Source organism: Corynebacterium marinum DSM 44953, from assembly GCF_000835165.1.
GTDB classification, from domain to species: Bacteria; Actinomycetota; Actinomycetes; order Mycobacteriales; family Mycobacteriaceae; genus Corynebacterium; species Corynebacterium marinum.
The window spans coordinates 912,737-924,685 of the sequence record NZ_CP007790.1 but is presented as its reverse complement, the minus strand read 5'-3'; the positions used below and the strand labels follow the sequence as shown (position 1 = coordinate 924,685).

14 protein-coding genes are annotated in these 11,949 nt (G+C 69.1%); 4 read left to right on the top strand and 10 right to left on the bottom strand.

The features are described from left to right. Nucleotides 1-18 precede the first annotated feature (18 nt). Together B840_RS04545 and sigE are read right to left on the bottom strand one after the other, a co-directional pair. Nucleotides 19-411 (bottom strand): anti-sigma factor family protein, encoded by a 393-nt coding sequence (locus B840_RS04545; RefSeq protein ID WP_052491094.1) that lies wholly within the window; start codon nt 409-411, stop codon nt 19-21. Between the two features lie 52 nt (nt 412-463). Then, on the bottom strand, nt 464-1,090 hold the full coding sequence (gene sigE, locus B840_RS04540) for an RNA polymerase sigma factor SigE (RefSeq protein ID WP_042621150.1): 627 nt from the start codon (nt 1,088-1,090) through the stop codon (nt 464-466). A gap of 142 nt (nt 1,091-1,232) precedes the next feature. Between sigE and B840_RS04535 the strand changes: the two genes are divergently transcribed. Further along, a complete protein-coding gene (locus tag B840_RS04535; protein ID WP_042621149.1) occupies nt 1,233-1,877 on the top strand; it encodes an O-methyltransferase in 645 nt (214 codons plus the stop codon). A gap of 86 nt (nt 1,878-1,963) precedes the next feature. Here B840_RS04535 and glgC read toward each other — a convergent pair whose 3' ends face one another. Beyond that, on the bottom strand, nt 1,964-3,181 hold the full coding sequence (glgC, locus tag B840_RS04530) for a glucose-1-phosphate adenylyltransferase (RefSeq protein ID WP_042621148.1): 1,218 nt from the start codon (nt 3,179-3,181) through the stop codon (nt 1,964-1,966). 136 nt (nt 3,182-3,317) lie between these two features. On the opposite strand from glgC, the gene glgA reads away from it, so the two are divergent. Continuing rightward, nucleotides 3,318-4,490, top strand: coding sequence for a glycogen synthase (gene glgA, locus B840_RS04525; RefSeq protein WP_042621147.1), 1,173 nt, complete (start codon nt 3,318-3,320; stop codon nt 4,488-4,490). Nucleotides 4,491-4,501: 11 nt separating this feature from the next. Then, the gene (locus tag B840_RS04520) at nt 4,502-5,947 is read left to right on the top strand and encodes a GH32 C-terminal domain-containing protein (protein WP_042622523.1); all 1,446 of its coding nucleotides are present in this window, start codon (nt 4,502-4,504) and stop codon (nt 5,945-5,947) included. Between the two features lie 3 nt (nt 5,948-5,950). On the opposite strand, the gene B840_RS04515 is transcribed toward B840_RS04520, so the two are convergent. Genes B840_RS04515 through dapE form a run of 7 tightly spaced genes read right to left on the bottom strand, consistent with a single transcriptional unit; the run spans nt 5,951 to nt 10,911 of the window. Next, nucleotides 5,951-6,817, bottom strand: a complete 867-nt coding sequence (locus tag B840_RS04515; RefSeq protein WP_042622522.1) for a methyltransferase domain-containing protein — start codon at nt 6,815-6,817, stop codon at nt 5,951-5,953. A 32-nt stretch (nt 6,818-6,849) separates the two neighbouring features. Then, nucleotides 6,850-7,017 carry a DUF3117 domain-containing protein gene (locus tag B840_RS13045; RefSeq protein ID WP_084602788.1) on the bottom strand — a complete coding sequence of 56 codons (168 nt, stop codon included), beginning with the start codon at nt 7,015-7,017 and terminating at the stop codon, nt 6,850-6,852. A gap of 43 nt (nt 7,018-7,060) precedes the next feature. Next, nucleotides 7,061-7,354, bottom strand: a complete 294-nt coding sequence (locus tag B840_RS04510; RefSeq protein WP_042621146.1) for a DivIVA domain-containing protein — start codon at nt 7,352-7,354, stop codon at nt 7,061-7,063. Between the two features lie 2 nt (nt 7,355-7,356). After that, entirely contained in the window at nt 7,357-8,094 is a 738-nt protein-coding gene (locus B840_RS04505; RefSeq protein ID WP_042621145.1) for a glucosyl-3-phosphoglycerate synthase, read from the bottom strand. Continuing rightward, entirely contained in the window at nt 8,091-8,903 is an 813-nt protein-coding gene (folP, locus tag B840_RS13780; protein ID WP_042621144.1) for a dihydropteroate synthase, read from the bottom strand. The genes B840_RS04505 and folP overlap by 4 nt, the downstream gene beginning before the upstream one ends. A gap of 31 nt (nt 8,904-8,934) precedes the next feature. Continuing rightward, nucleotides 8,935-9,777 (bottom strand): LOG family protein, encoded by an 843-nt coding sequence (locus tag B840_RS04495; RefSeq protein ID WP_084602786.1) that lies wholly within the window; start codon nt 9,775-9,777, stop codon nt 8,935-8,937. A gap of 39 nt (nt 9,778-9,816) precedes the next feature. Beyond that, nucleotides 9,817-10,911, bottom strand: coding sequence for a succinyl-diaminopimelate desuccinylase (gene dapE, locus B840_RS04490; RefSeq protein WP_042621143.1), 1,095 nt, complete (start codon nt 10,909-10,911; stop codon nt 9,817-9,819). A 66-nt stretch (nt 10,912-10,977) separates the two neighbouring features. On the opposite strand from dapE, the gene B840_RS04485 reads away from it, so the two are divergent. Next, the gene (locus B840_RS04485; RefSeq protein WP_042621142.1) at nt 10,978-11,940 is read left to right on the top strand and encodes a DapH/DapD/GlmU-related protein; all 963 of its coding nucleotides are present in this window, start codon (nt 10,978-10,980) and stop codon (nt 11,938-11,940) included. Nucleotides 11,941-11,949 lie beyond the last annotated feature (9 nt).

The window sequence follows — 11,949 nt, the reverse complement described above, 5'->3', positions numbered from 1 at the left end:
CTGCGGAAAAAGCACCGGTTAGTGGCCCTGGTTACGCTTGACCGCCCGCAGAATCATCTCCACCTTGTCCAGCAGGCATTCGGGCCCCGGAGTCGGGGTCGACTCCGCGTCCGGTCCCGCCTTCACCGGCGCGGCCGGGATACCTGCGAGCCGGGCGAGCAGGTCGTGCGGCGCGCGGACCTCCTCGGTGATGTTCGAGCCGCGCAGCCACTCCGACGCGCCGCGCTGCCGCTCGATCTCGCCGCGGCATTCGGCGCAGTGGACGAGATGGACGCGTGCGCGGTGCGACGCGGCGTCGGACAGCTCCCCGTCCACGAAGGCGGCGACAGCCTCCAGGCTCAGGTGCTCTACGGACGCGAACTCACGGCGCCCGCGGGTCCGGCGCGAGCGCGACAGGTTGGGGCGAATCATCGCGGTGGCTGACCTCCTCACGTTCTCCTCTCCAAGAATACTGGTGAACGGTCTAGCGGGTCCGCAGCAGGAGCTTCGCGCCCTCATCCTGTTGGGCGGCGGCCTCCAGGCTCGCCCGGAGCTGGGTCCTGCCCCGGTGGATCCGGGACCGCACAGTTCCCATCTTCACGCCGAGGGTGTCCGCGATCTCGTCGTAGGACATGCCGACGACGTCACAAAGGACCACTGCAACGCGGAAATCGGGGCTGAGCTGGTCCAACGCGGCCTGCAGCGCCGGATCCAGGTTGGCGACGTTGTAGGCCTGCTCCGGCGTCATGTCCGTACCGGGGAGTCGCTCGTAGTCCTCCGGCAGGGCCTCCATGCGGATCTTGTTGCGGTGGCGCACCATGTCCAGGAACAGGTTGGTGGTGATGCGGTGCAGCCACCCCTCGAAGGTGCCCGGCTGGTAGTGCTTGAGGGAACGGAACACGCGCATGAAGGTCTCCTGGGTGAGATCATCCGCGTCGTGCGGGTTACCCGAGAGGCGGAACGCCAGGCGGTAGACGCTGTCGGCGTGTTCCGCGACCAGTTCCCCCCAACCCGGCATGTCCCCCTGCCCGGCATCGAACGCGGCGGTCCCGGCGAGGTCGTCGGCCGGGGAATGGTCGTCGTGTCCAGTACTGGGCGTCATGTTGTTCATAGTGCTACATCGGACTGCAGAACACTACACAGAGTACTGGCAAACTTCTGTGAAGCTTTGTGATCCTTTCCCACCTGCCACTCCAGCCACAATCCCGGGGGTTCCAGAAAAACCCCAGCGCATCGACCTAGACTGGGGAACCGTGACTGACACGGCATATGACGCTCTCCGCTCCTACATCGAATCCACCTCGGAGATCCCGGACGCCCTCGCCGGCGCCCGCCGCGACGCCGAGGAGTTCGGACTCTCCGTCCCCGACGAGATGACCGGCCAGCTCCTGGCCACCCTCGCTGCCTCCACGGCCTCCGAAAAATCCACGGGCGCGGTCGCCGTCACCCCCGCCGCAGGGGTAGTCGGAATGTACATCCTCCGCGGCCTGGGCAAGCGCGGGACACTGACCTGCATCGACCCCGAAGTGGAGCACCAGACGCAGGCCCGCTCCGCATTCCGCGAGGCCGGCTTCGCCCCCTCCCGGGTGCGTTTCCTGCCGTCCCGCCCCCTTGACGTGATGAGCCGCCTCGCGGCCGGTTCCTACCAGCTCGTCTACGCAGAGGTCCCGCCCGTCGAACTGCCCGCGATCCTCGACGCCGCCTGGCCGCTGCTCACCCCCGGCGGAACGCTGGTCCTGGCGGATTCGCTCCTCGACGCCACCCTGGCCGACGACTCCCGCCGCGACCGCGCCACCCTGGCCGCCCGGGAAGCCGACGACATCGCCCGCAACCTCGAGGGCGCCCTGGTCACCCGCCTGCCGCTGGGCGCGGGAATGACGCTGATCACGCGCCGCTGAAGGAGCTGAATGAATCGCCGGAGGCCGGCACCCCTGATCGGGTGCCGGCCTCCGGGACGTGCTCGACGCAGCCTGGAAACGCCTCGCTAGACCACTTCGTTCTTGCCGACGGCGACCACGCCGCCGGGCGAGATCTTGAAGCGCGCCTCGTCGCGGGCGCGGTCGACGCCGACGATCTCGCCCTCGCGGACGTAGACGTTCTTGTCCAGGATCGCGTGGCGGACCACGGCGCCCCGGCCGACGCGCACGCCCGGCATGAGCACCGAGCCTTCGACGGTCGCGCCCTCGGCGATGTGCACGTCGCCGGCGAGCACCGAGTTACGGACCGTGCCGCCCGAGACGATCGAACCCGGGGCCACCATCGACGACTGGGCGATGCCGCCCTGGGTGAACTTCGCGGGCGGGAAGTTCTGGTCCTCGGTGGAGTGGATCGGCCACATGTGGTTGTACAGGTTGAACACCGGGTGGACGGAGATGAGGTCCATGTGCGCCTCGTAGAAGGCGTCGATGGTGCCGACGTCGCGCCAGTAGCCCTTGTCGCGCTCCGTGGCGCCGGGGACCTCGTTGGCGGAGAAATCGTAGACGTGGGCCTCGCCGCGGTCGACGAAGTAAGGGATGATGTCCCCGCCCATGTCGTGGTTGGAGTCCTCGTTCTTCTCGTCCTCCAGCAGCGCCTGGATCAGGGCGCTGGTGGTGAACACGTAGTTGCCCATGGAGGCGAAGGTGGAGTTCGGGTCGTCCGGGGTGCCCGGCGGATCGGCCGGCTTCTCCAGGAACTCGGTGATGTTGCCCTCGTCGTCGGCCTCGATGACGCCGAAGGCGCTGGCCTCGGAGCGCGGGACGCGGATGCCGGCGACCGAGCAGGCCTTGCCGGAGGCGATGTGCTCATCGACCATCTGGGAGGGGTCCATGCGGTACACGTGGTCCGCGCCGAAGACGATGACGTAGTCCGGTTCCTCGTCGTAGATGAGGTTGAGGGACTGGACGATGGCGTCCGCGGAACCGGTGAACCAGCGCTTGCCGCGGCGCTGCTGGGCAGGCACCGAGGCGATGTACTGGCTGACAGGCCCGTGCAGGGACCAGGCCTGCGAGATGTGGCGGTCGAGCGAGTGCGACTTGTACTGCGTCAGCACCGCAATCTTGAGGTAGCCCGCGTTGACCAGGTTCGAGAGAACGAAGTCAATGAGGCGGTAGCTTCCACCGAACGGGACTGCGGGCTTGGCCCGGTCCTCCGTCAGCGGAAACAGACGTTTTCCCTCGCCGCCGGCGAGAACAATGGCAAGAACATTCGGCTGAGTCTTCACGTCACCCAATCTAGGGCTTCCGGAGCGTTTTCGCCGGGGAAGATGACTTTCCTTCCTCCGAAGATGCGACCTTGCGTCACCCACTACCCCCGATACCCCCTGCAGGTGTCCGGCGCCGTGACTACCCTTGACTGTTATGAGAGTCGGAATGTTGACCAGAGAATATCCGCCGGAGGTCTACGGGGGTGCCGGAGTCCACGTCACTGAACTGACCCGGTTCATGCGCGAGATCGCGGAGGTGGACGTCCACTGCATGGGCGCGCCCCGCGACATGGAGGGGGTGCACGTCCACGGCGTCGACCCGGCGCTCGCAGACGCGAACCCCGCCATCCGGACTCTGTCCACCGGTCTGCGGATGGCGGAGGCCGCCGGCGGCGTCGACGTCGTCCACTCCCACACCTGGTACGCGGGCCTGGGTGGGCACCTCGCCGCCCGCCTGCACGGGATCCCGCACGTCGCCACCGCGCACTCGCTGGAGCCGCACCGCCCGTGGAAGCGCGAGCAGCTCGGCGGCGGCTACGAGGTCTCCTCCTGGTCGGAGAAGAACGCCATGGAGTACGCCGACGCCGTCATCGCGGTCTCCGCCCGCATGAAGGACTCCATCCTCGAGGCCTACCCGCGTATCGACGCCGACCGGGTCCACGTCGTCCTCAACGGCATCGATACCCAGCTGTGGCAGCCCCGCCCCACCTTCGACGAAGCCGAGGATTCGGTTCTGTCCGAGCTCGGCGTCGATCCGCAGCGCCCCATCGTGGCCTTCGTCGGCCGCATCACCCGCCAGAAGGGGGTGGAGCACCTGATCAAGGCGGCCGCCCACTTCGACGAGGGCGTGCAGCTGGTCCTCTGCGCCGGCGCCCCGGACACCCCGGAGATCGCCGCCCGCACCACCGCCCTCGTGGAGGAGCTGCAGGCGAGGCGCGACGGCATCTTCTGGGTCCAGAACATGCTGGACCGCGACAAGATCCAGGAGATCCTCACCGCCGCCGACACCTTCGTGTGCCCGTCGATCTACGAACCCCTGGGCATCGTCAACCTCGAGGCCATGGCCTGCGGCACCGCGGTCGTCGCCTCCGACGTCGGCGGCATCCCCGAGGTCGTCGTCGACGGGGAGACCGGCACCCTGGTCCACTACGACGAGGACGACGTCGAGGGCTTCGAGCGCGACATCGCCGCCCAGGTCAACGCCATGGTCTCCGACGCCGCCCGGGCCCGGACCTTCGGCGCGGCCGGCCGGGAGCGCGCCGTGGACGCCTTCTCCTGGGCCGCGATCGCCCAGCAGACCGTCGACATCTACCAGTCGCTGCGTTAGGGGCCGACATCATTTCCGCACACAAGGACTATTACCGCCCCGAACTTCACGTCACCGCCGAGTCGGGGGTCCTGGACGCTCCCGCGGGGGTGCTGCTCGACGGCGACACCTGGCACCTCTTCCACCAGTACCGCCCCACCCCCGACGCCCCCGCCCGCTGGGCGCACGTCGTCTCGGAGGAGGGCCCCTTCGACTGGGAGATCTGCGACGACGCCCTCGCCCCCGTCGGCGGGGAGACCGCCCTGCGCGCCGGCGCGGTGGTGCCCAACGGCACGGGCCTGGACCTCTACTTCACCTCGGTGACCGCCGCCGGCACCTCGATCCAGGTCGCGCACATGGCCGACCTGGACGGGGCGTGCCCGGTCTCCGACGACGAATTCGCCGTGGACACCCGTGTCCAGCGGATCGGCGACGTGGTCGGCGACCGCGACGGCTACGCCCGCTTCCGTTCCCCCTGCGTCGTCCCCGGTTGGGAATCCAACGACGACCGCCACGCCGGCCACGACGGCTGGCTCATGCTCGCCGTCACCGGCAGCGGCGACGCGCCCGCACCGGTCGTCCTGGGCAGCCCCGACGGCCGTTCCTGGGACTTCGTCGGATCCCTGGGCTTCGAGGGGGACCCCGGCTTCGACGCCGCCTCCATCGCCGTCGGACCGCGCATCTTCCGGCTCCGCGATGAAATCGACGGCAACATCTACGACATCCTGCTGATCACCCTGGAGTCCGGTGGGATCGACATCTCCGGTTACCTGGTGGGCACGCTGCGCGGGGCGACCTTCGACGTGGTGACCCCCTTCACCCGGATCGACCACGGGCACGACTTCACCCGCCCCCGCAACACCAACGTCACGGCGGGCACGGTCCCCGAGGAGGAGCGTTACCAGCGCTCCGTCATCTTCGGGCTGCTCAACGGCGTCGGCCGCCGGGACGATCCGGCCCGCCACCCCTCCCTGGCGTCCGGGGGCTGGGCCAACGCCCTCTCGCTGCCCCGGGTGGTCACCCTCCAGGGCGGGCGGCTCTTCCAGACCCCGCCCGCCGGGCTGCCCGACGCGATCAGCCGCACCGCAGACGCCCGCTCATGGACCGGCCTGTGTGAGATCCCCCCGGGCGGCAGTCTGACGGCGACGCTTCTCGACGCCGCCGGTGAACCCGCCGCCACCGTCGTCCACTCCGGCAGACAGCTCCTCCTCGACCGGTCGGTCAACCCCCACCACTCCGGTGATCAGGTGGCGCGGGCCGAGCTCGAGGGGGACGTCACCGGCTCCCTGTCGATCTTCGTCGACGGTTCCACGGTGGAGGTCTTCGCCAACGGCGGCGCCGTCACGATGGCCAGCCGCGTCTATATCGACGGCGGCTGCTCCGCCATCCGCGTGGAGGTCTCCGGCGGCGCGGTGTTGGAACGCCATTGGGAACGCAGCCCCGTCACCTCAGGAAACCTACCGGAGTACGACCGGTAGCTGTCAGGCCCGGCCCATCCGCAGGAGGTGGGCCCGGGCGGTGACGGTCATCGTCTCCGGCAGGGCCTGAATACGCCTGTCCAGTTCCCCGGGCCCGATATGGCGCGCGGAGGGGCTCATGCCGATCTGCGCGGCGATCGACTCGCGGTCCAGGACCATGGGGAACTCGATCAGCTCAGGTTCGGTCACCGGGGTGAGGTGTCCCCGGGCCTGCTCGACGAGCCGCTCGATCTTGCCGTCCTCCACGTCGAGGATCCCCAGCGGTTCACGCAGTTCAGCCAGGTGGCCGCGGTCGGCGGTGAGGAACACCACCTGCCCGTCCTCTTTGAGCACGCGCGCGAACTCGGCGGCGTTGCGGGGGGCGAAGACGACGGTGACCACGTCGATGGAACGGTCCCGCATGGGAAGCCCCGCCCACACGTCGGCCACGACGGAACCCACCCGCTTGTGGCAACGCGTCAGCTGGCGGGCCGCGTGGACGGAGATGTCCAGGCCGACGCCGCGGGAACCCTCCACGTCGTCGAGCGTGTGGGAGAGGTAGTAGCCCGTGCCGGCACCGATATCGGCGATGACGGGGCGGGCGGTGTCGGGCACCGCGGCGTCGTCGAGTGCGTCGTGCACGCCGGAGGTCACCGCCTCGACGAAGGGGGCAAAATGCCCGCGAGACAGAAATGTCTCGCGGGCGCGCACCATCTCCATGCTGTCGCCCCGGTGGCGTAGACCCGCGCCGGGGGCGAGGGTCACGAACCCCTGCCGGGCCACGTCGAAGGAATGGCCCGACTCGGAGACCAGCCGGGTGAAGTCGTCCACGCCGGACAGCGCAGTGCCGTCGGCGGGATCAGCGAGCACGTCGATGATGTCGGAGAGCATGCCGTAGAGCATACCCCCACAGATTGGTGAGCCTATTCGGCCGCGGCAGTGAGCAGGGCGCCGAGTTCGGCGGCCTCTTCCTTGCTCATCTCCACAACCAGACGGCCGCCGCCGTCGGACGGGATACGCATCACGATCTTCCGGCTTTCCTCAACCGCTTCCATGGGACCGTTACCGGTACGCGGCTTCATTGCTGCCATATTGAGTTGGCTCCTTCTTCTCGGATGGTTTACCCTGACCAGTTTAGTCACTTTTCGGAGAAGAGAGGCGGGCGATGGTTACCTCCGCCTCTTTCAGCTGCTCCGACAGGCGCCCGATGACGTCGTCGACCTGTTCCGGGCGGTAGCCGCGGTACACGAGTTCGAACTGCACCGAGTCAAGATCCCCCGCCCCGACGGCCTCCTGGTTGAGCCGGCGGGTCTCGTCGGGGTCGAGCGGGGGCAGCACCTCGCCGCGGCCGAAGACGCTGCCCCAGAACCAGACGCCGAGCACGACGAAAGCGGCCAAGACGATGATGAGCAGCACCCAGGAGAACATGGCTAGAGGATACCGGACAGCGCCGGCCGCTTCCCGACGCCGCCCGCACCCGCACCCGCCTTCTCCAGCAGCGTCGCGGCCACCACATCGGCCATGTGGCCAAGCTCCTCGAGCGGGCGGTTGCGGTGACGGCGGACCCCCAGGTCGACCTGGCGGACGGAGGATGCGCCGTGGCGCGCGGCGACGTCGACAAGCAGTCCGGCCTCCACCCCGTAGCCGTCGGTGAAGGGCAGTTCGAGGGCGGTGGCGCGGCGGATGGCGTACTCGCCGGCCAGCGGCTGGTTGATGTGTGCCAGGGCCGGGAACAGGGCGCGCAGCAGGGGCTTGGCCGTCAGCTCCGTGACCCGCCCGCCGCCGGTCGGCCGGCCGTTGATGGTGCGCTGGTAGTCGGCCTTGACCAGATGGACCGCCGGGTCGGCGAAAGGCGCGGCCAGTTTCCCGACCATGCCGCTGCCCGGCTGCCGCAGATCGGCGTCGATGAAGACCACCACGTCGCCCGCGGCCGCGGCCACACCCCGCCACAGAGATTCGCCCTTGCCCGGGCGCGGTGGGATGTCCGGCAGGATCTCCCGCCAGTTGAGCACCGTGGCCCCCGCGGCCGCGGCCTGCTCGACGGTGCGGTCGGTCGAGTCGGCGTCAATGACCAGGACCTCGTCGGGCCCGTCGCCCAGGACGGCCCGCACGACGCCGGCGACGGTGGCCTCCTCGTTGAGGGCGGGGATGACCACCGACACCTTCACGCCAGCCCCCGGATGGTGTTGAGCGGCGGCGCCGTGCCCGCGATCGCCGCCGTCATGCGGATGACGTCGACCGTCTCGGCGACCTCGTGGGCGCGGAACGCGGAAACGCCGCGGGCGGCGGCCCATGCGGTCGCGGCGAGGGTGCCCGCGACCCGGCCGCCCACGTCGCGATTGACCGTCTCACCCACGAAATCCTTGTTGGACAGCGCCATGAGCACCGGCCACCCGGTCGCCACGAGTTCATCGACGCGGCGCAGGAGCTCGAGTCCGTGGAAGGTGTTCTTGCCGAAGTCGTGGGTCGGGTCGATGAAGATCCGCCCCTCCGGCACCCCGGCGGCGACGGCGCGTTCCGCCAACCGGGTGGTCTCGGCGATGACGTCGGCGACGACGTCGTCGAAATGCACCCTGTGCGGCCTGGTGCGGGGCTCTGATCCCCCGGTGTGCGAACACACGTAACCGACGCGGTGGTGGCCCGCGACCTCCGCGAGCTCCGGGTCGTGACCCGCCCAGGTGTCGTTGATCAGGCCGGCACCGGCCCGGATCGCCTCCTCGGCGACCTCCGCGCGCCAGGTGTCCACGGAGATGAGCACGCCCGGGTGGCGCGCCGCGACGGCCGCAATGAGGGGGACGACGCGGTTGATCTCCTCGGCGGCGTCGACAAGCGAACCGGGGCCCGCCTTCACGCCGCCGATGTCGACGATGGCAGCGCCCGCCGCGACAACCTCGTCGCAGCGGCGAAGCGCAGCCTCGTCGGTGAAGGTGGCGCCCCGGTCGTAGAAAGAATCGGGGGTGCGGTTGACGATCGCCATCACCACCGGCAGAGCATGACTGTCCAAGGCGCTAAATCTGGTGGTGATGGTGCGCCGTTTCGAGGACCTCGTGGACCGGGGTGAACTCGTCGTCGGGGGAACCGATGAGGCGGCCGTCGGTGAGCACCCGGTGGGCCTCCACGATGTGCGCCACGGCCTCGTCCACCGAGTCCGTGACCAGGAAGAGGTCCAGATCCTCCGGGGAGATCATCCCGTCCGTCACCAGCCGTTCCTTGATCCAGTCCACCAGGCCGCCCCAGAACTCGGTCCCGATGAGCACGATCGGGTAGTTGGTCACCTTCTTGGTCTGGACCATGCACAGGACCTCGAAAAGCTCGTCGAGGGTGCCGAAACCGCCCGGCAGACACACGAACGCCTGCGAGTACTTGAGGAACATCGTCTTACGCGCGAAGAAGTAACGGAAGTTCAGGCCAAGATCGACCCAGGCGTTGAGGGCCTGCTCGTGGGGAAGCTCGATGCCCAGCCCCACCGACAGCCCGTCCGCCCCGTGCGCACCCCGGTTCGGGGCCTCCATGAGGCCCGGTCCGCCGCCGGTGATGACGGCGTAGTCGGCGTCGGCGAGCGCCTTGCCCAGGTCGCAGCCCTGCTCGTACCAGGGGTGCCCCTCCTGGATGCGCGCCGAGCCGAAGACGGTGACCGCCTTGGGCATGGACGCCAACGCATCGAAACCGGCGACAAACTCGCCCTGGATGCGCAGGATCCGCCACGGGTCGGCGTGCATCCAGTCGTGGTCGGCCCCCAGTTCCAGCAGCCTCCGGTCGTAGGTGCTCTCTTTATCGCCCTCGGTGCGCAGCAGAATGGGGCCACGCAGCATGCGCGCCTTATCGGGATCGGGAGTGATGTTCGGTGCCATAGTGAAAGAACTTATCCGTTCGCAGATGTGCCCGCCGTGTCAGGCGGGGCGTGTGGTCAGGAATGTGCGCAGCTGCGCCGCGACCTGGGTGATCTGGGCCACCGGCACCTGCTCGTCCATCCGGTGCGCGAACACCGGGTCGCCGGGGCCGAAGTTCACCGCCGGCACACCCAGCGGAGTGAAACGCGCGACGTCGGTCCAGCCCAGCTTGGCCCGGACCTCGCCCACCGCCGCGATGAGCGGGACGGCCGCCGGCTGATTCAGACCGGGAAGCGCCCCGGGGGAAGAGTCCTCCAGCGTCAGGGTGAAATCCTCCCCCAACGCCAGGAACTCCACGACGTGGGCGAACGCCTCCTCCTCCGAACGGTCGGGCGCGAAACGGTAGTTGACCATCGCGTAAGCCTCGTCGGGGATGGTGTTGTTGGCGACGAAAGACTCGAGCCGCACCACATTGAGCCCCTCCCGGTAGACGCAGCCGTCGATGTCGATGGTGCGGGCCCGGTAGCCGGCGACACGGGAGACCACCGGGGCGAGCTTGTGCGCCGCGTTGTCCCCCAGCCAGCTGCGCGCCGAATGCGCCCGGGCGCCGTGTGCGGTGACCCGCACACGGAGCGTGCCCTGGCACCCGGCTTCAACAGCCCCACCGGTGGGCTCCCCCAGCAGCGCCAGATCCCCGGCCAGCCACTCCGGGTCGCTGGCCGCCAGGTGGCCGAGACCGTTGAACCGGCTCTCCACCTCCTCGCATTCGTAGGCGATGACGGTGAGGTCGAAGGCCAGTGCGGGGTCCGTGGCCAGGGTGGCGAACAGGTGCAGGTACGCCGCCAGTCCGGACTTCATGTCGACGGTGCCGCAACCGTGCATGATCCCGTCCGCCAGCCGGTGCGGCACGTTGCCGGCGACCGGCACCGTGTCCAGGTGGCCCGCCAGAATCACCCTTCTCCCCAGGCCCCGGCGGGTGGCGGCCGCGACGGTGTTGCCCCGGCGGATGATCTGCGAGTCGGGGATCCCGGGGACGGTCCGTAGGGCCGCCTCGATGAGATCTGCCAGGTTCTTCTCCTCGTGCGAGGGGCTGGGGACGTCGACCAGAGCGGCAGTCAGCGACACCGGGTCGGAGGTCAGGTCAAGCGGAGTCATCTTTCCGAGGATAGCGTCCTCACCTCGATGTGTGGGGCACATCTGAGCACCGTAGACTCTGTAGATATGACAACTCAGGGAGCCACCGCGGTCGGAATCGCCAACATCTCCATGGACGGCACGATCCTGGACACCTGGTACCCGGAGCCGGAGTTGATCGACGGCACCGGTCTCGTGCCCGGCACGGAGCGCCTCGGCGCCCGCGACCTCCCCGCCAGCATGCTCAAACTCGTCCTCCTCGACGAGGACCGGATGGTGGAGCAGGTCGCCGTGCGGACCACCATCGCCGACCTGCAGGCCTCCCCCATCGACGCGCACGACGTCTACCTGCGGCTGCACCTCCTCTCCCACCGGCTCGTCCGCCCCCTCGAGCTCAACATGGACGGTTCCCTGCGCCGCTTGTCCACGGTCGTGTGGACCAACAAGGGTCCGTGCACCCCGGACAATTTCGAGTTCGTCCGCACCGCCCTGCGTTCCCGCGGGCTGATCCACGTCTACGGGATAGAGAAGCTGCCCCGCATGGTCGACTACGTCGTGCCCTCCGGCGTCAACATCGCCGAGGCGGAGCGGGTCCGCCTGGGCGCCTACCTCGCCCCGGGCACACGCGTGCTGCGGGAGGGTTACGTCTCCTTCAACTCCGGCTCCCTCGGCGCCGCCCGCATCGAGGGCCGCCTGTCCTCCTCCACTGTCATCGGCGAGGACACCGACGTCGGCCTCTCCTCCGCCATCATGTCCCGCCGCCGCTCCGACGGACTGCGCGACCCCATGACCGTCGGAATGAACTGCCGCTTCGGCGTGTCCTCGGGCGTCCTGGGGCTGAGCATCGGCGACAACTGCTCCATCGGCGCGAACATCGTCCTCGAGATCGACTCCCAGATCTGGGACGCCGACGTCGGCCATCACATCCCGGCGGCCTCCCTCAACGGCCAGTCCAACTGGTCAGTGCGCCGCGAGGTCGGACACTCGGAGCCCGTGCTGCGCCGCACCTGGCAGTCACCCGGTTTCGGGGACCCCCGCAGCCGGGGTTAACGTCTACAG

What these genes read in the sequence shown, in the direction of transcription:
- B840_RS04545 (WP_052491094.1), bottom strand. Translation starts at nt 411, where the DNA reads ATGATTCGCCCCAACCTGTCGCGCTCGCGCCGGACCCGCGGGCGCCGT.
- B840_RS04510 (WP_042621146.1), bottom strand. Translation starts at nt 7,354, where the DNA reads ATGTTCTCCTGGGTGCTGCTCATCATCGTCTTGGCCGCTTTCGTCGTG.
- B840_RS04515 (WP_042622522.1), bottom strand. Translation starts at nt 6,817, where the DNA reads ATGCTCTCCGACATCATCGACGTGCTCGCTGATCCCGCCGACGGCACT.
- sigE (WP_042621150.1), bottom strand. Translation starts at nt 1,090, where the DNA reads ATGAACAACATGACGCCCAGTACTGGACACGACGACCATTCCCCGGCC.
- B840_RS04485 (WP_042621142.1), top strand. Translation starts at nt 10,978, where the DNA reads ATGACAACTCAGGGAGCCACCGCGGTCGGAATCGCCAACATCTCCATG.
- B840_RS04495 (WP_084602786.1), bottom strand. Translation starts at nt 9,777, where the DNA reads ATGGCACCGAACATCACTCCCGATCCCGATAAGGCGCGCATGCTGCGT.
- B840_RS13045 (WP_084602788.1), bottom strand. Translation starts at nt 7,017, where the DNA reads ATGGCAGCAATGAAGCCGCGTACCGGTAACGGTCCCATGGAAGCGGTT.
- dapE (WP_042621143.1), bottom strand. Translation starts at nt 10,911, where the DNA reads ATGACTCCGCTTGACCTGACCTCCGACCCGGTGTCGCTGACTGCCGCT.
- glgA (WP_042621147.1), top strand. Translation starts at nt 3,318, where the DNA reads ATGAGAGTCGGAATGTTGACCAGAGAATATCCGCCGGAGGTCTACGGG.
- folP (WP_042621144.1), bottom strand. Translation starts at nt 8,903, where the DNA reads ATGGCGATCGTCAACCGCACCCCCGATTCTTTCTACGACCGGGGCGCC.